Consider the following 20,108-nt stretch of genomic DNA (forward strand, 5'->3'; position numbering starts at 1 on the left):
GTTCCCGGTACCGGCGGTCGAAGGTAGAACGAACAAGGAGAACCGGACACCATGTCTGAATCCGTGAACTTACCGGCCCTGGGCGAGAGCGTCACTGAGGGTACCGTTACCCGTTGGCTCAAGCAGGTCGGCGACCGCGTTGAGGTTGACGAGCCCCTGCTCGAGGTCTCAACCGACAAGGTCGATACAGAGATCCCATCCCCGATTGCCGGTGTCATCGAGGAGATCCTTGTCGCCGAAGACGAGACCGCCGAGGTAGGTGCTCCTCTCGTGAAGATCGGCGACGGTTCGGGTGGTTCTGGAAGTTCGGATGACGGCGGGTCTGCTACGGAGGCTCCTGCAGAGGAAGACCAGCAGGAGCAGTCTGCGGAATCAGAGGGACAGGGCGGCGAAGAAGCAGCCGCCCCGGCCAAGGAACAGCCCTCAGATTCCGGTGGCAGCGAGGGCGGCGGACAGGGAACCGAAGTTACTCTGCCCGCGCTCGGAGAAAGCGTCACCGAAGGAACCGTCACGCGCTGGCTCAAGGCAGTCGGCGACGAGGTAGAGGTTGATGAGCCGCTCCTCGAGGTCTCCACCGACAAGGTAGACACCGAGATTCCCTCCCCCGTTGCCGGAACGCTGCAGGAGATCCGGGTCAACGAGGACGAGACTGCTGAAGTGGGATCTGTACTCGCCGTGATCGGCTCCGGCAGCGCCGCCCCAGCGCAGGCTGAGCCGAAGTCGGCCGAACCAGTTGCCGCTGCGCCTTCAACCGAGCGCGAGGAGCCCGCAGCTGAGCCGGCGGCCCAGACGGAGTCCCAGCCGGAACCGGCCAAGAGCGCCGAGCCGACTCCGGCCGAGGAAACTCCGGCACCCGCAGCCGCGCAGAAGCCGAAGGAGGAGTCCTTCGGAACGGATTCCGTATACGTCACTCCCCTGGTTCGCAAGCTGGCCAATCAGCACGGCGTGGATCTGGGCTCGATCAAGGGCACGGGCGTTGGCGGACGCATCCGCAAGCAGGATGTCCTCGAGGCTGCCGAAGCCGAGAAGACCCCGAAGCAGGAGACCCCGAGTGCTGCCTCAGCCGCAGCGTCACCCGCACCTGCTGCTCCGGCGGCCTCAAAGCTGCGTGGCACCGTAGAGAAGGCTCCGCGGATCCGCCAGACCATCGCACGGCGCATGCGGGAGTCGCTGGAAGCTTCTGCGCAGCTCACCCAAGTCATCGAGGTCGACATGACTCGAGTAGCCCGCCTCCGCTCGAAGGCCAAGGACAACTTCCAGGCGCAGAATGGAGCCAAGCTGACCTTCCTGCCTTTCATTGCCAAGGCAGTGACGGAGGCGCTGAAGCAGCACGCCAAACTGAATGCATCGTTCGACGAAGATGCCAAGGAAGTCACTTACCACGACGCCGAGCATCTGGCTATCGCGGTGGACACCGAAAAGGGCCTGCTGGTCCCGGTCATCAACGATGCCGGCAACCTCAATCTGGCTGGTCTTGCCAAGAAGATCGCCGATGTTGGTGCACGCACCCGCACCGGTCAGATCGGACCCGATGAGCTTTCCGGTGGAACCTTCACCATCACCAACATTGGTTCCGTCGGGGCCCTGTTCGACACTCCGATCATCAACCAGCCGCAGGTCGGCATCCTGGGAACAGGTGCCATCGTCAAGCGTCCGGTGGTGGTTACCGACGCTGACGGTGAAGACACCATCGCGATCCGTTCCATGATGTACCTGTGCCTCACCTATGATCACCGTCTGGTGGACGGCGCAGACGCGGGCAGGTTCCTGCAGTCGTTGAAGACCCGTCTTGAGGATGGGGCATTCGAGGCCGATCTCGGCCTGTAATCGCCACGGAAATGTAGAAGGCAGCGTTCCGGTTTCTCGGGGCGCTGCTTTCTGTCTTTCACGTGGCCGCACAGACTTCCCTGTCGAACTGATGGGGAAACACCGGACTTCCCGTCCGGTGCGCATGATTCAACCATTGAACAGGAGAACTCATGGCTACCACACGCTCAGCACACGCTATCTGGTCCGGCGATCTGCCCACTGGATCAGGGCAGGTATCACTCGACACGTCCGGCGTCGGCACCTACGACGTCACGTGGAAGGCCCGCGCGGAGCAGGCTGAAGGCAAGACGAGCCCGGAAGAACTGATTGCAGCTGCACACTCGGCATGCTTTTCCATGGCATTCAGCCTTGCGCTGAGTGAGGAAGGTAAGACCGCTGAGCGCATTGAGACCAATGCCGAGGTCGATTTCCAGCCGGGCGCCGGCATCACTGCCATCCGTCTGACGGTGAAGGCATCTGTGCCCGACCTGAGTGAGGAGGACTTCCAGCGCCTCGCAAACGATGCGAAGAACGGGTGCCCCGTGTCGCAGGCCCTCGCGGCTGTCAAGGACATTTCTCTGGACGCCACTCTCGAGTCCTGATCCCCGTACCACCACGCAATAAGCACGGCGCCCCCTTCACCGTCAGCGGTGAACGGGGCGCCCTGTGTATTGCCGGTATTCAGCGGCGGGGCGGGAGCGGCGGTGGAGCCAGGTTCGGGTAGTTGTTCCGGACCGGCGGCACGTCCGTAGGCAGTTCCTCCAGCATCTCGCGGAGAATACCGACGGCGTGCTCCAGCTGCGGATCCTCCTGGGAGGCGTAAGCGTGCGGTGGAAACGGCACCTCGATATCTGGATCCACTCCGTAGTTCTCCACGCCCCAGTCCACGCCTCCGGTCATCCAGAAGGCGTAGCGGGGTTGCGTGACACCGGTACCGTCAGCCAGCTTGAACCGCCCGTCAATCCCGACGACGCCGCCCCACGTGCGCGTACCGATGACCGGCCCGATGCCCCGAAGCTTCGCGACCTGCGTGATGATGTCGCCGTCGGACCCTGCGAACTCATCGGTCAGGATCACTACGGGGCCACGGGGTGCGTGCGCGGGGTAGGTTCCGGGCTGTTCGCCTCGCGGAAGCGACCAGGCAGTGACCTTGCGTCCGATGAGTTCCGCCACCAATTGCGACGTGTGCCCTCCGCGATTGCGACGCACATCGATGATGAGCCCGTCACGAGCGGTCTCGCGGTCGAGGTCCCTGTGCAGCTGCGCCCACCCGCGTGCAACCATGTCGGGGATGTGGAGGTATCCGAAGCGCTCGTCGGAGGCCTCGTGCACGATCGTGCGGTTCGCGTTCACCCAGTTCTGGTAGCGGAGCCGTTCTTCGCTGCGCAGCGGGACGACCGCCACTCTGCGCATTGCAGGCTGACCGCCGTCGTCGTCGTGTCTTGCGACCGTGAGCTCAACAGCGCGCCCGCCCGCTCCGGTCAGAAGGACAGACGGGCCAAGTTCGGGAGGAACAGGAACGCCGTCGACCGCCTGGATGATATCTCCGGGTTCCACGGCCACTCCGGGAGCAGCCAGCGGCGCGGCCGCCTGCGGGTCCGACGATTCGCCGGCGAAGATACGGTCCACCCGCCAGCCGCGCTCGGACCGACTGAGCTCGGCACCGAGGAAACCCTGCGCGCCGGCGCCCGGCTCGCTGACAAGTGCCGGGGTTACATAGGCGTGGGACGTACCGAGTTCACCATGAAGCTCCCAGAGGACATCCACAAGGTCATCGTGTGACCCGATGCGGTCCAACAGCGGCCGGTAGCGATCACCTACAGTCTCCCAGTCAAGGCCTCCCATGTCCTCGGCCCAGAAGAAGTCCCTCTGGAGACGCCAGGCGTCCTCGAAAGCCTGACGCCATACGCTGGGCGGATCGAGCAGAACGCGGATGCGGTTGAGGTCCACAGTGACCCGCTCGGTTGAATCAGGATCAGCCGGACCGGACGTCGGCACCGCTGTAACGGCTCCGGCGCGGATGACCACAGCCCGTTTGCCGTCGCCGCTGACCTCAAAGGAGTCCGCCTCCTGCACCAGCGTTATCGTTTCCCGCTTGACCATGTCGAAGCGTTCGAGCCGCTTGGCAGGCTCCTTGGCATCGGTGGTGGCGCGGCCGTCTCCGGTGATCCCCATTGTGTCGGCTGCTACCCAGAGCAGCGCGTTCTCGATGGCCCGCAGGCCCTCATACGACCCCTGCGGCACCGGCACAGGGATGATCCGTTCGGCAAGGCGTTCCGCCGCAACCTCGACGACAGGCCCGGACTCGTCCTTCTCGGCAGCAGGCGCCGGCCGGTCGTGAACTGCCGGTCCGAACGGTGAAGCCGTACCGGCAGCAAGCGCCACTAGGAACGGTTTGGTTGAGCTGGGAAAGCTGAGATCGAAACGGTGGGTGTCATACACCGGATCGAAGCTGCGGTCTGAAAGGAAGGCAATGAACCGGCAGTCGGGCGTGAATGACGGCGCGTGGTCACGGAAGCGCCCATCGGTTACGTTGAGGATCTGTGCATCCCTAGCGGCTCGGGCCAACCGGATGCGGGTGCGTGCTCCCTCGCCCGTTACGGGCTCCGCCCAGACCAGCCAGGCGGAGTCAGGAGAGAATGCGAGGTCGTCGATTGCGCCGTGGGACGTCGTCGACAGGGTGAAGAAATCGGCGCTGCCCACCTCATGGACGAGTATTTCCCCCATCTCGCCTGCGACCGCGATGACCTTGCCATCGGGACTCACCGCAAGATTGCTCGCCCTGAACTTCCCTTCAAAGGGAATGCGGGACAGTGCGGCGCTGCCGGCCTGGTCCTGCGCGACGACGACGGCGGCGTCCGGCGCTCCAGCATCAGCAGTGGGGTCCGGCTCGGCAGCCTCCTGGTCTCCGCTGGAACCATCCCGTTGGGCAGCCGGCACGGGCGCCGGCAAACCGTCATCCGCTGTGCGGGCTTCCGGAAGGCCATGATCGTTCCCGGCAGGAAGGTCGACCTCGAACACATTGCGGATGTACAGCGACTCTTCACCGTCATGGTCAGCAATGTACGCAACTCTGTCAACTCCCATGGGCTTGCCGAGCCGGGCACGCACGCCCGCGGTTGCGTCCACAACCCTGGAAGGCCCGTCACGATGGGTGAGCAGGTGGAGAGTTCCGTGCGACTCAACGACGCTGGCCCGCCCGTCATCGACCGGAACTGCGGCTGCAAGATGGCGCGCGACGTTGAGCGGCTGGGGGCGGCGGCCGGTGGAAGCCGAACCCAGCGTGATGTCCAAAAGCTGCGCTTCGGTGTCGAGTTTGTCGAGAAGCCAAAGCGTTCCCGCCGATTCGTACACCACACGACTCCCATCAGTGCTTGCGTGCCGAACGTAGAACTCCTCATGGTCCGTGTGGCGCCGAAGGTCCTGGCCGTTCGCACTCACCGAATAAAGGTTGCCGTATCCCTCGTGGTCGGACAGAAACGCCAGCCGCCCGCCAACCCACATGGGATCCGCCAGGTTGCCGTCCAGTTCGGGAAGGAAGCGGCTAAAATCACCCGACCCGTCCGCATCGATCCAGAACTTGCCCGCAGTACCCCCGCGGTAGCGCTTCCACCAGGCCTGTTCCCGGGTGATCACGCTGCCGATGACGACAGGACGCTCATCCCCGACCGCTTCGCCGTAGACGATGGCGTCGAGGGGTCCGTAGGGCACAACGCTGCCCGGGGAACCATCGGCAGGCAGTTTGTACGCCCAGGTGTGCCGTGGGTCCTCGTGGCGGAATGCGCTCGTTGCAATGATCTGACCGTCCGCGGTGAAACCCTTCACCCTGGTGCTCTGGTGGCCCCAGTATGTGAGTCGGCGAAAATTGCCGCCGTCGGTATCGGCTGCAACAATCTCGGGTGCAGCGCCCTGTACCACTGTCCACGCGATGGTGGACCCGTCAGGCGAAAATCTCGGACTCCGCACTGGCTGCTGGAGCGCCGATATCCGCCAGGCGCGTCCTCCGGACACCGGAGCAACCCAAATGTCGTTTTCTGCTGCGAATGTGACGAGATCACCGGACAGATGCGGATAGCGCAGATAGTGAGAGGGAGCCATTACCCGATCATAACCACACGGGAGTAGGGCTCTCAGACGCCGCCCTGGTTGTGCACACCGGCGATTTTCCACGTCTCCTCCTGCTTCACGAGCACAAAGACGAGTTCCTGCGGCGTCGAATCGGTGACCTGGCGCACCGCTGCGCCTGCGCTGTCCATCTCCGTGTATCCCGACATGATCACCGTCGCACTCACGGCTGTTGCGCCTTCCGGAACGTTGATCGAGTACGTGAGAACTGCCTCCTGAAGGCGGATGCTCAGACCCCTGAATACGTGGCCGCGCTCATTGAGCCCCGACAGGAGCTCCTGGTCAGCCTTCATTGCCTCTGATTCGTTGACGTTCACGTGTGACAGGAGCCCGGCATTTCCAGTTGTCAGGACCATTGCTCTCACTGTTATAAGGGCGGAAAGGGCCTTAACCGGATCCGCGTCGTCCAGCCTTTCCCGCATCTCGGCAGAGAGTTCCGTGCCCGGCGCCTGTCCAGTCGAACCGCTCTTCGCTCCGCTCACTTCCTCAACCGCTACTGGCTCCTGAGCCGCCCCACCCGTTGTTAGTCCGATCTCTTTGAGAAGGTACGGGCCGCCCAGCAGCGCTCCGCACAGCACAAGCAGTGCGGCAGCGACCCGCGGCACCGCTGCGCTCGGAGGGATGCGTGGCTGCCGAAGAACCCGTACTCTTCGGCGACCCGCCTCTCGGGGCTGGGGGCGTAACTCAACACCCCGCGGTGCGGGCCTGCTTGAGCGAAACCGCTCGAGAACCACGGAAAACCCGCGCCGTGGACTCTCCACTTTGTTGGCTGCAGCGCGCCGGGTAAGCAGCTCAGGGAGAACAGAGGGATGCACCGCAGTTACGAGGTCCAGAGGCTGCGGAGCTGCCGAGCGCAAGACAGTCTCCGCCATTTCGGCAGCGGTGGGGCGTTCTTCCGAATCTTCGTGTAACCCGGCTTCAAGAATGTGGAGCAGTTCCAGCGGTACTTCAGGCACGAGCAAGCTGAGCGGCGCCCGGTCCGTCCCCCGTCCGGGCGGGCTCCCGGTTAGCGAGTACCAGCCGACCGCAGCGAGCGAGAACACATCGGAGGCGAAACCGGCGGCATGGCCTTCTCCATGGGCTTCTTCACCGAAACCCGGTGTGCCGGCGGCACGTACATTCGCTTCACCGAGAAGGCGGCCCACTCCCAGGTCAGCGAGTAGCGGTCTCCCTTCTGCCGTGAACAACACATTTCCCGGCGACACATCACCGTGCTGAACGGATGCGGCGTGGAGGAATGCCAGCGCCTGGGCAATCGGCGCGAGGACGGTGATACATTCGCCGACGCTCAAGCGCCCGCGGGCTGTCACGAGATTCAGCAGCGAACCGCCACCGGCGTATTCCATGAGGATCGCCGAGCCCTGGTCCGTGGAGACGACGCCATGGATTCCCAGGAGGTGTGGGTGGTCCAGTGTGCCCAACACTGTGCTCTCCCGATTGAGCTGTGCCAGCTGTTCCTCGTCGTCCGGGGGGCCGGGAAATACTTTCAGTGCCCTGCTGGCACCTGTGCGCTCCTCCTCTACCAACCAGACTCGTGAGCTTCTGCCAACGCCGAGCAGCCTCCTGGTACGGTAACCGCCTAGCCTCGGGGGCGCTTGCGGCTCGGGGTTGCACGTGGACCCCGCTGCCTGCCCAGCTGCGGTTTGGCGAAGGAAATTATCCATAATCACCAGTCTTGGCCATCACCGTTCACCGTGCAGGAGTTATCCACACCCCCTCCATCTCTGCGAATGTGAGAACACCGCTGCCCGGGTCTACCCTTGAGGAATGACTCTGGAGTTCGCCCGAATCGGATTCGACCCCCACTTCGTCGACTATCTCGAAGGATGGGACCGGCAGAAGGCTCTGCATGAATCGGTTGTTGCAGGGACGTCGCCGAGTACCGTTCTCCTCCTCGAGCACTCCCCCGTATACACCGCGGGAAAACGGACCGAAGAGCACGAAAAGCCTTTCGACGGCACTCCCGTTGTTCCAGTGGACCGGGGCGGCAAACTGACCTGGCACGGACCGGGCCAGCTGGTGGGCTATCCCATCCTTGCCCTTCCCGAACCCACCCGCGTCGCTGACTACGTGGGCATCCTCGAGGATGTCATCATTGCCGTTTTGAGCGACTACGGCATCACGGGCATTCGTATCGAGGGGAGGTCGGGCGTGTGGCTGGCCGCCGATCACCGCGGACCGGCACGGAAGATTGCTGCCATCGGAATTCGCATCAACCGGCGGGTGACTATGCATGGATTTGCAATCAACTGCAGTAATGACCTCTCGCCTTTCGCCCAGATCGTGCCCTGCGGAATCACGGACGCCGGAGTAACGAGCATCTCCCAGGAACTCGGCCGGACGGTGTTGCCCGCCGACATCGTTTCTCGGATCGAAGAAGAACTGCGCAACAATGAGACGTCACTGGTGCTCGGTGCCGAAGGCAACCCCCTAGTACCCGGGACAGCACAGGCCGTCGCCAACGACCGGCCGGAAGGAGCTTTACTGTGAGTCTGGCCCCCGAGGGAAGACGCCTGCTGCGCGTCGAAGCACGTAACGCAGCCGTTCCAGTCGAGCGCAAGCCTGACTGGATCAAAGCCAAGGTAAATATCGGTCCCGAATTCGTGGCCATGAAGAACCTGGTGAAAAAGGAAGGACTGCACACCGTCTGCGAGGAAGCGGGATGTCCCAACATTTTCGAATGCTGGGAAGACCGGGAAGCAACATTCCTGATCGGCGGCTCCGAATGCACCCGACGCTGTGACTTCTGCCAGATTGACACCGGACGGCCGGCTCCTCTTGACCGCAGTGAGCCGTTCAAGGTTGCCCAATCGGTCCAGTCAATGAACCTGCGTTACGCAACGGTCACAGGAGTGGCACGCGACGACCTCGAGGACGAGGGAGTGTGGCTCTACGCCGAGACCATCCGCCAGATCCATGCGCTCAACCCGGGAACCGGCGTCGAGATTCTGATTCCTGACTTCTCGGGCAATCCGGAACACATCACCGGCATCTGCGAGGCACGCCCGGAGGTCTTCGCGCACAATGTGGAGACAGTCCCGCGCATCTTCAAGCGAATTCGTCCCGCGTTCCGTTACGAGCGTTCGCTGGATGTCATCACGCAGGGCAGAGACCAGGGCATGGTCACGAAGTCCAACCTCATTCTCGGCATGGGCGAGACCCGCGCCGAAATCTCGGAAGCGCTCCGGGACCTTCACGCTGCCGGCTGCGATCTGATCACCATCACCCAGTATCTGCGTCCCAGCGAACGACACCTCCCGGTGGACCGCTGGGTCAAACCACAGGAATTCGTGGAGCTTCAGCAGGAGGCAGACGAGATCGGCTTCCTGGGTGTCATGAGCGGCCCATTGGTTCGATCCTCCTACCGCGCTGGCCGGCTCTGGGCACGGGCGATGCGCAAGAAGGGTCTCGAGCTCCCACCGGAGCTGGCCCACATCGAGGACTCGGGAAGCACCCTCCAGGAAGCGTCCAGCCTCCTCGCCGGGTAACACGGCAACAGCTGATCCATCAGTTCATCGGACGTTCGCGCCAACGCGCGAACGTCCGATGCGCGTTGGGTATCCCGTAGACTTAAGGCACTATGGCCAACAGTACTGACAACAGTTCCAGCACTCCTTTCGACGCTGACGGATCGAAGCGACGGCGCCGTCCTTTCTCGCGTAAACCGAAGGCGGACAAACCCCCGAAGAAGCCGGGGACATTCAAGCGGATCGGTGAAGTGTTCGCGATGACGCGGCGCAACGATCCCAACGTTGTCTGGATTATGGTGCTGGCCTTCCTGGCCGTAGTTGCCGTCGGACTCCTCGTCGGATTCCTCATCAACAACGTAATCACTATGCTCCTCATCGCCGTCCCGCTGGCATTCCTGGCTGCACTCTTCATTCTGTCCAGGCGCGCGGAACGCGCTGCCTTCGCGCAGATCGAGGGAAAGCCCGGAGGTGCAGGAGCGGCCCTCAGCGTGTTGCGCCGTGGCTGGATCCTGAAGGATGAGCCGGTGGCTGTGAACGCCCGCACCCAGGATGCCGTCTTCCGCGCAATCGGACGCCCGGGGATCGTACTCGTCGCCGAAGGTCCGATCACCCGCGTCAAGCCGCTGGTCAACGCGGAGCGGGTCAAAATGAACAGGATCGTTCCTGGTGTCCCGGTCCACGTGGTACACGCCGGCAAAGGCGAAGGCCAGGTCCCACTGCAGCGCCTCTCCAAGACGCTGCAGAAGATGAAGAAGAACCTCACCAAACAGGAAGTATCCGCCGTCGACAAGCGTCTCAGCGCGCTTGCAACACGGATGCCCATCCCCAAGGGCGTAGATCCCTTCAAAGCGCGCCCGGACCGCAAGGCAGCCCGGGGCCGCTAGATGAGCGGGCCGGTGCTCCTGATCCGCACCGGCTAAGTACGCACCAGCGCTAGATCCGCACCAGCACCGTGCCGACGGCCCGGTCATGCAATCCGCGCTGATCCTCATCGAAAACCACCGCGGGAATCACCAGACAGATCAAAAGCGTGCGCACGATGGCGGCGCCGAGGCCAGCTGGCTTGCCTTCCAGTCTCTGTACCTGCATGTCGAAGGCGCGGTGCCCAATGCTGTATCCGAGCGTGCCGACCAGCAGCATCTGTTCAAGCGCGAAAATGCCGAGTGTTGCCAAGCTGTCGTAGTTGAAGAATGCTGCCGAGATCAGGCTGCTCAGCGCCCAGTCGACTAAAAGTGCACCCAGCCTGCGTCCCGGGCGGGCAATGGACCCGGCGCCGACCCTCGGCCTGCCGAGGCGCTGACCAGGCCAGTGGCCTTCACCACGCGACGGAGGCCCTTCCAGCCAAGAACTGATGTCTCTGCGGTCTATCACCTCTCCACTCTACCTGCGTGCCTCGCCGCCCCGAGGGCTCGCGAACGGGCACACGCCGGCAGCATACGCCGCCGCAACCAGTGGTGTGCCGAGAGGAGTGCAGTGTAGAAACCGATAGGGTGTAACACGAGCACCGATGCGCGGCGCCCCACTTAAGTTACATGCCGGAAACATTTGCGACACCAGTGGGTAACTGCGCATTCATAGTGTGGAGGCTGTTGCGACCGCAGCAGGTTAAGCCTTGCGGCGTTTCCCCCGCGCTACCGGCCCCGGTCGCTCTCCCCCGAATATGCGTTAGGAGCATAATCCGATGTTCAAAAATGCGGACGAAGTCCTCAAGTACATCGCCGACGAAGATGTGAAGTTTGTCGATATTCGTTTCACCGATCTTCCAGGCGTGCAGCAGCACTTCAACGTCCCTGCGAAGTCCGTCGATGCTGACTTCTTCATCCACGGCCAGCTGTTCGACGGATCGTCCATCCGCGGTTTCCAGGGCATTGCGGAATCCGACATGCAGCTGATTCCGGACGTTACCACCGCATTCATCGACCCGTTCCGGATCGAAAAGACCCTTGCGCTGAACTTCTCCATCGTGAATCCCCGCACCGGTGACCCTTACCACCGCGATCCGCGTGGCGTCGCCGAGCGTGCGGAGGCGTACCTGGCATCGACTGGCATCGCGGACACCGCGTTCTTCGCTCCCGAGGCAGAGTTCTACATCTTCGAGAACGTTCAGTACGAGTCCAGCCCGCAGGGCAGCTTCTACAAGGTCGACTCGATCGAAGCGCCGTGGAACACCGGCCGTGAGGAAGTCGGCGGCAACCTCGGCTACAAGACCCCGTTCAAGGGCGGCTACTTCCCCGTAGCTCCCGTGGACAAGCAAGCTGACCTCCGCGACGCAATGTGTGTCGAGCTGGACGCGGTCGGCCTTGAGGTTGAGCGTTCGCATCACGAGGTCGGCGGTGCAGGTCAGGCCGAGATCAACTACAAGTTCACCACCATGGTGCACGCAGCTGACGACCTGCAAAAGTTCAAGTACATCATCAAAAATGTTGCCAACGCTTGGGGGAAGTCAGCGACGTTCATGCCCAAGCCGATCTTCGGCGACAACGGGTCCGGCATGCACTGCCACCAGTCACTGTGGAGCAACGGCGATCCGTTGTTCTACGACGAGCGTGGCTACGCCGGGCTCTCGGATCTTGCCCGCTGGTACATCGGCGGGCTCCTCAAACACGCTTCGGCAGTACTCGCCTTCACCAACCCGACGGTCAACTCGTACCGCCGTCTGGTCAAGGGCTTTGAGGCCCCCGTCAACATGGTGTACTCGCAGGGTAACCGATCGGCCGGCATCCGGATCCCGATCACCGGTTCCAACCCGAAGGCGAAGCGCATCGAGTTCCGCGCTCCGGATCCGTCCTCCAACCCTTACCTGGCCTTCGCGGCGCAGCTGATGGCCGGCCTTGACGGAATCAAGAACCGGATCGAGCCGGCGGACCCGATCGACAAGGACCTCTACGAGCTCCCCGCCGAGGAGGCCAAGGACATCCAGAAGGCTCCGGGTTCCCTCGAGGAAGCGCTCCTGGCCCTGGAAGCCGATAACGAGTTCCTTCAGGCAGGCGGTGTATTCACCCAGGACCTGATCGACACCTGGATCGCGTACAAGCGCGAAGTGGAGATCACCCCGCTCGCCCTACGCCCGAACCCGTATGAGTTCGAGCTGTACTACGGCGTCTAATAAGACAGACAACAGCAGAAGGGTCGCATTTCGGTGCGGCCCTTCTGCTGTTTAAGGTGCGACGGCGTCAGTCGCCGTAGCCGTAGAAATAGCGCTCGAAAATCGCGCGACTCCGGCGGGTCAACCGCAGATAGTCCTCTTCAAGCTGCGTCCCTTTCCCCGGTCCGTAGCCGCACCAGCGGGCCACCGCTTCGAGGTCGCGGCGGGAGGACGGCAACACATCGGACTGCTTGCCACCCCACACAGTGTTAGCAGCCCTCACACGGGAGGCGAGCCGCCAGCTCGCTCGCAGGGTAGCGACGTCGTCGGCCGGCAGGAGCCCGTGCTCCTCCGCCGCCACCATCGCCTCTAGGGTTGAGGTGGTCCGCAGCGCCGGTATACCGCGGGCGTGCTGCAATTGCAGTAGCTGGATGAGCCACTCAACGTCACTCAGCCCTCCTCTGCCCAGCTTCAGATGGCGCGATGGGTCCGCGCCGCGCGGCAGCCGTTCGGATTCCATGCGCGCCTTGATGCGCCGTATCTCGCGCAGGTCGGCTTCCGTAACGTCCCGCTCGTAGCGCAGCGGATCAATGAGCTGCACAAAGTCGGCGGCCAGCTGGTCATTGCCTGCCATGGGCAGCGCGCGCAGCAGTGCCTGCGACTCCCAGACCAGGGACCAGCGCCGGTAGTACTCACGGAAAGACTCCAGGGAGCGCACCATGGGTCCCTGCTTGCCCTCTGGCCGCAGGTCCGCGTCCACCTCGAGGACCCGTTCCGCGAGTATCGGCGGCGTGCAGGGCTGCTGCAGTAGCTGGCGCAGTTGACCGACGATTCCCTCGGCCTGGGTCTGCGCGGCCGCGGGGTCGGCTCCGTCACGCGGCCGGTGCACATACATGACGTCGGCGTCGGATCCATAGGTGATCTCGCGTCCGCCCTGGCGTCCCATGGCGATGACGACGACGTCGGTCAGCGGTTGCTCCCCGGCGTACACCTCCGCTTCGGCAACGTTGAGCGCGCCGAGGACGGCCGCCCGATCGGCGTCCGCCAGCGCCGGACCCACATCCTCCTGAGTCAGCAACCCTGAGCTGTCCGCGATTGCGATCCGCAAAATCTCCCGGCGCCGGATCAGCCGGATGAGGCGCATCGCCTCCTTTGGTGCTGGGTGTCGGGACATCTTTGACTGGATTTCCTGCCATTGAGTCTCGAACGGCAGCGGCAACAGCTTTTCGTCGGAGCCAAGCCACTTTGTCGATTCAGGAGAGACCTCGAGCAGGTCTGTGATGAAACGACTTGAGGAAAGAATGTGACACAAACGCTCGGCTGCGGCCCTCGAGTCTCTGAGCATCCCCAGATACCAGTGCGTCTCCCCCAGCGACTCGCTCAGGCGCCGGAATCCGAGCAGGCCGGCGTCCGGGTCCACGCCGTCGGCGAGCCAGTCAAGGAGCACCGGCAGCAACTGCCGCTGCAACGCCGACCGACGGCTGATCCCCGTGGTCAATGCCTCAATATGGCGCATCGCTCCGCGCGGATCTAGATAGCCGAGCGCCGCCAGCCGGGCGCGGGCGGCCTCCGGCGTCAGACGGACCTCGTCAGCACTGAGGTTTGCCGCGGCGTTCAGCAGCGGCCGGTAGAAGATCGCTTCATGCAACCGCCGCACAAGCCGCTTGGTCTGGTGCCACTGTTCGGTGAGCGCAGCCGCCGTCGGGCGCGTCTCCAGCAGGGAGCTGGCCGAAGATTTCGCCAGCGCCTTGAGGTTCGCCTCATCCTCAGGCATGAGGTGGGTGCGGCGCATCTGAACGAGCTGAATTCGGTGTTCAAGCACACGGAGGAACCGGTAAGCCTCATCGAACTCCCGGGCATCCCGCCGACCGATATAGCCCGCCGAACTCAGCGCTGCTATTGCTGCCGTAGTGGCTCGGGTACGGAGTGATTCATCAACTTTGCCGTGGACCAGCTGCAGCAGCTGCACAGTGAATTCGACATCCCGAAGGCCGCCCGCGCCCAACTTCAGCTGCCGGTTGACCTCGTGGGACGGGATATTGTCCGTGACCCGCCTTCTCATTCCCTGCACCGACTCGACGAAACCCTCGCGTTCCGACGACGTCCAGACCAGGTCGGATACCGCCGCAGCATAACTCGCGCCCAGCCCCGGATCACCTGCGATGGGACGGGCCTTGAGCAGCGCCTGGAACTCCCAGGTCTGAGCCCAGCGCGCGTAGTACATCAGATGCGAGTCGAGGGTGCGGACCAGTGGGCCGTCCTTGCCCTCGGGGCGCAGGTTCGCGTCGACCTCCCAGAGCCCCGGTTCCCGGCCAGCCGAGGTCACTGCGCGCGAGATGCCCGCCGCAAGGCTTGTCCCAATCCGGACGGCGGTGTCCTCTCCCAGACCATCCGCCTCGATGACATAGATGACGTCGACGTCGGAGATGTAGTTGAGTTCGCCTGCCCCGCATTTGCCCATCCCGATCACGGCCAGCCGGACGGACGCAATATCCCCGGAAGGGAAGGTCGCCGCAAGTTCCGCGCGTGCGACCGCGAGAGCTGCTTCGAGCGCCGCTGCCGCGAGGTCGGCAAGTTCCTGTCCGACAGATGGAAGGAAATCGGTCGGCGACGCAGCACCAAGGTCCCGAATGGCCAGTTCAGTGAGATGGCGACGGTAGCGCGTTCGCAAGGCGCGGTACGCTTCCTCCCCCGTCTGAGCGGCTACGGGATTACTGTCCCGGGCGTCTGCGCCGACGGAATCCAGCAGGGAGGTCCGCAGTGATGCTGCGTCCACCCTTCCGGGTTCAGCGCTGGTCCTCATCCGGACCACATCGGCGTGCTCCGGATGACGCATCAGGAATTCCGCGAGAGCTTCGGAGGCTCCGAGCAGGCGGAACAGCGCTTCCGGGTCAGCGTCGTCCTCCTGCAACAGGTCGCGAATCCCCGGCTGGACCGCGAGCAGTCGCACGAGTGACTGGAGCGCAAGGTCGGGATTCGCGGCATGGATGAGCCCTGCGAAGAGCCTGTCCTCGGGGATATCGCGAAGTTCGGCAGCGGCGAGGAAGCGGCTGCTCTTGTCGAGGTCCGTGAATCCCCTGCTGATCAGTTCCCTGTTCAGGCTCATGTACTGCTTCTTTCGGGCTAGAGGATCCCGAGGTTGCGCCTCAGTTCGTAAGGGGTCACCTGGATCCGGTAGTCATGCCACTCGGCACGTTTGTTGCGGAGAAAATTCTCATACACCTGCTCGCCGAGGATTTCGGCAACCAGTTCGGAATCCTCCATGGCACGGACGGCGTCGTGCAGGCTGGCCGGCAACGGATCGTGGCCCATTGCACGCCGTTCCGCTGCTGTGAGGCTCCAGACGTCGTCTTCGGCTCCGGGCGGCAGATCGTAGCCCTCTTCAATACCCTTCAGGCCCGCACCGAGCAGCACAGAGTATGCAAGGTAAGGGTTGGTGGCCGAGTCTATGCCGCGGTACTCGATGCGTGCGGACTGGCCCTTGTTCGGCTTGTACAGCGGGACCCGCACCAGGGCGGATCGGTTGTTGTGTCCCCAGGACAGGTAGCTCGGAGCTTCACCGCCGCCCCACAGGCGTTTGTAGGAGTTGACGAACTGGTTCGTTACTGCGGTGAATTCAGGTGCATGGTGCAGGATGCCGGCGATGAACTGGCGTGCCGTTTTCGAGAGCTGGAACTCGGCGCCCGCTTCGAAGAACGCATTGGTGTCACCCTCGAACAGCGAAAAGTGTGTGTGCATGCCGGAGCCGGGGTGGTCGGAGAAAGGCTTGGGCATGAACGTTGCGTAGCTGTTCTGCGTCAGCGCCACCTCCTTGATCACCGTGCGGAACGTCATGATGTTGTCTGCGGTCTGCAGTGCGTCGGCGTAGCGGAGGTCGATCTCGTTCTGCCCCGGGCCTGCCTCATGGTGGCTGAACTCGACTGAAATGCCGACTGACTCGAGCATCGCGACGGCGGTCCGCCGGAAGTCCTGGGCAACCCCGCCGGGTACGTGGTCGAAGTATCCCGCCTGATCCACGGGAACGGGCTGGCCGTCCGGGCCAAGCTCGTCCGACTTGAGCAGGTAGAACTCGATCTCTGGGTGCGTGTAGCACGTGAAACCCATGTCGGCGGCTTTGGCCAGGGTCCGCTTCAGCACTCCACGCGGATCGGCCGACGACGGCTGGCCGTCGGGAGTGAGGATGTCGCAGAACATCCGGGACGTCTGCTCTTTCTCACCGCGCCACGGAAGAATCTGGAAGGTGGAGGGATCCGGCTGGGCGAGCATGTCCGACTCGAAGACCCGCGCCAGCCCTTCGATCGAGGATCCGTCGAAGCCGAGGCCCTCCTCGAACGCACCCTCTACCTCCGCCGGCGCGAGCGCCACCGACTTCAGCGAGCCAACGACGTCGGTGAACCAGAGCCGCACGAAACGGACGTCACGTTCCTCGATGGTGCGTAGGACGAACTCCTGCTGACGATCCATTCCAACCTCTTTCCCACTTCACAGCTTTTCCCACTGCCCGTCGGCCGCGACGGTCTCCCGCACAACCGGAGCGTCTGCTCCGCAGTCCGCTGCTCACTTTACTGACAATGCCACGCCAACGCGGAACCTCGTCCCCCGGAACCACGCCCCGTACAGTATGCGGGGCTTGTGTTACGCGGGCATTACCCGTGAAGTAGGCTCGTGGTCATGAATTCCGCGGAAATCCCAGCCCCTTACGGCACCGGATCGCTGCCCGGCAGCACGCCGTCCTCCCCGCCGGTGGCCCGGATCCGGACCCATCATCTGCAGGCCGCGAAAGACGAGGGCAGGCGCTTTGCCATGCTCACAGCCTACGACCAGTACGCTGCCGAGATTTTCGATGCTGCCGGTATAGAGGTGCTCCTTGTCGGGGACTCAGCGGCGAACAACGTATTGGGTCACGCCACCACCCTGCCTATCACTCTCGACGAGATGATCCTGTTCTCCCGAGCAGTGGCAAGGGGCGCGAGCCGCGCGCTTGTGATCGCGGACCTGCCGTTCGGGAGCTATGAGGTTTCTCCTGCGCAGGGCGTCGAATCGTCCGTTCGTCTGATGAAGGAAGGCCTCGTGCACGCCGTGAAGATGGAAGGTGGAGCCAATTACGCGGATACTGTGCGCGCCATCGTCCGTGCAGGCATTCCCGTTATGGCTCACGTCGGCTTCACGCCGCAGAGCGAGCATTCACTCGGCGGCTACCGCGTCCAGGGCAGGGGCGACGCCGCCCGGCAAGTGGTTGACGACGCCGTCGCCCTCGCCGAAGCGGGAGCCTTCTGCGTGCTGATGGAAATGGTGCCCGCCGACGTCGCGGCTGAAATTGACCGGACGGTCAGTGTGCCGACCATCGGTATCGGGGCGGGTTCGGCAACCACCGGGCAAGTGCTGGTGTGGCAGGACATGGCCGGCATGCGCTCGGGTAAGCAGGCCAAGTTCGTCAAACAGTTCGCGGATGTCCGCTCGGTCCTCGCCGATGCTGCCCGTGCTTACGGCGACCAGGTCCGGGACGGGAGTTTTCCCGGCCCGGAGCACAGTTTCTAGGCAGACCCCTTTGGGGTCCGCGGCGCGCTATTCTTCATCCTGAGCCTCCCAGGCCCGGTTGCGCTCCTGTACCTTTTCCAACGCCCGCTCCGCTTCCGCCCGTGTGGGGTATGGCCCAATGAGCTGGCTCCAGTCGGACTGTGCGTCCTCTTCAACCTCATGCGTTCGGACGTTATACCAGTACTCCACCATCGCGGCCTCCTTAGTCTTACTTTCACTTTCGGCTCCGTGGTTCCACACCGATAGGATCTAGCGTATGCCCCACCATTCCTCTACCGCACCCGTCGGCACGCTCACGCAGGGGACCCTCAGCCCTCCCCGCAAGGTGCCGTCGTCGATTCAGCGCCCGGAGTATGTGGGCCGGCCGGGTCCCGCGAAGTTCGAAGGGTCCGAGGTCAAGTCCCCTGAGATGATCGAGCGGATCCGTCGGGCGGGCAAGATCGCAGCACAGGCTATTCAGGAGGTCGGCCGCCACATCAAGCCGGGCGTCACCACAGATGAGCTGGATGCAGTCGGGCACCAGTTCATAATCGACCATGGAGCCTACCCGTCCACGCTCGGTTACCGCGGGTTCCCGAAGTCGCTGTGCTCCTCGCTCAACGAGGTCATCTGTCACGGCATTCCAGACTCGACTGTGCTCACCGACGGCGACATCATCAACATTGACATCACCGCCTACATTGACGGTGTGCACGGGGACACCAACTACACGTTCCTGGTCGGCGAGGTCGACGAAGAATCGCGTCTGCTGGTCGAGCGCACCCAGGAGTCCCTGAACAGGGCAATCAAGGTGGTTGCGCCCGGGCGCGAAATAAACGTCATCGGCCGTGCCATTGAGTCCTACGCGAAGAGGTTCGGCTACGGTGTTGTGCGGGACTTCACAGGTCACGGAGTCGGCGAAGCCTTCCACACGGGGCTGATCATTCCCCATTATGATGCCGCGCCGGCCTACAACCGGATCATCGAACCCGGGATGGTCTTCACCATTGAACCCATGCTTACCCTCGGAACCATCGAGTGGGACATGTGGGCCGATGACTGGACCGTCGTTACCAAGGACCGGAAGCGCACCGCCCAGTTCGAGCACACGCTGGTGGTGACCGAGACCGGCGCCGACGTGCTGACGCTCCTCTAGCAAGACCAGCAGCACTTGCGCGCCACCCTGTGCGCTGACCGAACACACTCGAAACGATCCCTGGAGAATCATGGGCAAGAACAGCGACAAGAAGAAGGACGGCAGGAAGCTGCCCTCCACGGTTATTGGTATTGATATCGGCGGCACCGGCATCAAGGGCGGCATTGTCGACCTTGCCGCCGGGGCGATTCTGGGCGATCGATTCCGTGTGGAGACGCCGCGGCCGGCCACACCGGAGGCAGTCGCCGTCGTCGTCGCCGACATCGTCGCCGAGCTGTCCACCCGGGAAGGTGCGCCGCCGCAATCGCTGCCCATCGGAGTGACCTTCCCGGCGATCATCCAGCACGGTGTTGCACGCTCAGCGGCCAACGTCGACGAGAGCTGGATCGACACCGACGTTGATGCCCTGTTCACCAGGGTCCTTGGCCGTGATGTGCACGTCATCAATGACGCGGACGCCGCCGGTCTTGCAGAGGTTCAGTACGGTGCCGGCAAGGGCGTCAACGGTACGGTCCTTGTGATCACCCTCGGCACCGGCATAGGTTCGGCCTTCATCTTCGACGGCAAGCTCGTTCCAAATGCGGAGCTCGGGCACCTCGAGATCGACGGACACGACGCCGAAACCCAGGCATCAGCCGTTGCCCGCGAACGACTGGGGCTGGACTGGGAGGAGTACTCCGTCAAACTGCAGCGCTACTTCTCACACGTCGAGTTCCTGTTTTCGCCCGAACTCTTCATTGTGGGCGGCGGCATTTCCAAGCGCAGCAAGGACTTCCTGCCCAACCTGTCGCTGCGCACGCCCATCATCCCTGCAGAGCTGCGGAACCATGCAGGCATTGTCGGAGCAGCACTGCAGGCGGCGCTTCACTTCAAAAGCGAGCCCGTCGAGGCGCAGCCCATCGAAGTGAAGTAATGCAGGCGGCCGTGGTTCCAGCGGCCTGAAGCA

Annotated in this window: 15 protein-coding genes; 9 read left to right on the top strand and 6 right to left on the bottom strand. The window is 63.4% G+C overall.

What is annotated here, in order from left to right; all coding sequences use genetic code 11:
- Positions 1-51 precede the first annotated feature (51 nt).
- Together sucB and AC4D2M_RS13405 are read left to right on the top strand one after the other, a co-directional pair.
- Positions 52-1,827 carry a 2-oxoglutarate dehydrogenase, E2 component, dihydrolipoamide succinyltransferase gene (sucB, locus tag AC4D2M_RS13400; RefSeq protein WP_490892386.1) on the top strand — a complete coding sequence of 592 codons (1,776 nt, stop codon included), beginning with the start codon at positions 52-54 and terminating at the stop codon, positions 1,825-1,827.
- A 152-nt stretch (positions 1,828-1,979) separates the two neighbouring features.
- Complete coding sequence (locus AC4D2M_RS13405; protein WP_490892387.1) at positions 1,980-2,411, top strand: OsmC family peroxiredoxin; 432 nt, start codon at positions 1,980-1,982, stop codon at positions 2,409-2,411.
- Between the two features lie 79 nt (positions 2,412-2,490).
- On the opposite strand, the gene AC4D2M_RS13410 is transcribed toward AC4D2M_RS13405, so the two are convergent.
- Together AC4D2M_RS13410 and AC4D2M_RS13415 are read right to left on the bottom strand one after the other, a co-directional pair.
- A complete protein-coding gene (locus AC4D2M_RS13410) occupies positions 2,491-5,907 on the bottom strand; it encodes a S41 family peptidase (protein WP_490892388.1) in 3,417 nt (1,138 codons plus the stop codon).
- 32 nt (positions 5,908-5,939) lie between these two features.
- A complete protein-coding gene (locus AC4D2M_RS13415; protein WP_490892389.1) occupies positions 5,940-7,598 on the bottom strand; it encodes a serine/threonine protein kinase in 1,659 nt (552 codons plus the stop codon).
- Positions 7,599-7,701: 103 nt separating this feature from the next.
- On the opposite strand from AC4D2M_RS13415, the gene lipB reads away from it, so the two are divergent.
- From lipB to AC4D2M_RS13430, 3 genes are all read left to right on the top strand, one after another.
- Entirely contained in the window at positions 7,702-8,424 is a 723-nt protein-coding gene (gene lipB, locus AC4D2M_RS13420; RefSeq protein ID WP_490892390.1) for a lipoyl(octanoyl) transferase LipB, read from the top strand.
- Positions 8,421-9,422, top strand: a complete 1,002-nt coding sequence (gene lipA / locus AC4D2M_RS13425) for a lipoyl synthase (RefSeq protein WP_490892391.1) — start codon at positions 8,421-8,423, stop codon at positions 9,420-9,422. Before lipB ends, lipA begins: the two co-directional genes overlap by 4 nt.
- A 92-nt stretch (positions 9,423-9,514) precedes the next feature.
- Positions 9,515-10,288 (top strand): DUF4191 domain-containing protein, encoded by a 774-nt coding sequence (locus AC4D2M_RS13430; RefSeq protein WP_490892392.1) that lies wholly within the window; start codon positions 9,515-9,517, stop codon positions 10,286-10,288.
- Positions 10,289-10,337: 49 nt separating this feature from the next.
- Here the strand turns inward: AC4D2M_RS13430 and AC4D2M_RS13435 are convergent, their stop codons facing one another.
- On the bottom strand, positions 10,338-10,775 hold the full coding sequence (locus AC4D2M_RS13435; protein ID WP_490892393.1) for an RDD family protein: 438 nt from the start codon (positions 10,773-10,775) through the stop codon (positions 10,338-10,340).
- A 310-nt stretch (positions 10,776-11,085) separates the two neighbouring features.
- Here AC4D2M_RS13435 and glnA point away from each other — a divergent pair, with 310 nt between their 5' ends.
- A complete protein-coding gene (gene glnA, locus AC4D2M_RS13440; protein ID WP_490892394.1) occupies positions 11,086-12,510 on the top strand; it encodes a type I glutamate--ammonia ligase in 1,425 nt (474 codons plus the stop codon).
- A gap of 67 nt (positions 12,511-12,577) precedes the next feature.
- Here the strand turns inward: glnA and AC4D2M_RS13445 are convergent, their stop codons facing one another.
- Entirely contained in the window at positions 12,578-15,595 is a 3,018-nt protein-coding gene (locus AC4D2M_RS13445) for a bifunctional [glutamine synthetase] adenylyltransferase/[glutamine synthetase]-adenylyl-L-tyrosine phosphorylase (protein WP_490892395.1), read from the bottom strand.
- A 17-nt stretch (positions 15,596-15,612) separates the two neighbouring features.
- Positions 15,613-16,953: a glutamine synthetase family protein gene (locus AC4D2M_RS13450; protein ID WP_490892396.1), complete on the bottom strand. Its 1,341-nt coding sequence runs from the start codon at positions 16,951-16,953 to the stop codon at positions 15,613-15,615.
- Positions 16,954-17,160: 207 nt separating this feature from the next.
- On the opposite strand from AC4D2M_RS13450, the gene panB reads away from it, so the two are divergent.
- A complete protein-coding gene (gene panB, locus AC4D2M_RS13455) occupies positions 17,161-18,027 on the top strand; it encodes a 3-methyl-2-oxobutanoate hydroxymethyltransferase (RefSeq protein WP_490892397.1) in 867 nt (288 codons plus the stop codon).
- A 27-nt stretch (positions 18,028-18,054) separates the two neighbouring features.
- On the opposite strand, the gene AC4D2M_RS13460 is transcribed toward panB, so the two are convergent.
- Complete coding sequence (locus tag AC4D2M_RS13460; RefSeq protein WP_490892398.1) at positions 18,055-18,219, bottom strand: SPOR domain-containing protein; 165 nt, start codon at positions 18,217-18,219, stop codon at positions 18,055-18,057.
- Between the two features lie 64 nt (positions 18,220-18,283).
- Here AC4D2M_RS13460 and map point away from each other — a divergent pair, with 64 nt between their 5' ends.
- Positions 18,284-19,162, top strand: coding sequence for a type I methionyl aminopeptidase (map, locus tag AC4D2M_RS13465; RefSeq protein WP_490892399.1), 879 nt, complete (start codon positions 18,284-18,286; stop codon positions 19,160-19,162).
- A gap of 70 nt (positions 19,163-19,232) precedes the next feature.
- Positions 19,233-20,075 (top strand): polyphosphate--glucose phosphotransferase, encoded by an 843-nt coding sequence (gene ppgK, locus AC4D2M_RS13470; RefSeq protein ID WP_490892400.1) that lies wholly within the window; start codon positions 19,233-19,235, stop codon positions 20,073-20,075.
- The last annotated feature ends 33 nt before the right edge of the window (positions 20,076-20,108 follow it).

The organism is Arthrobacter sp. TJ-270, assembly GCF_058269075.1.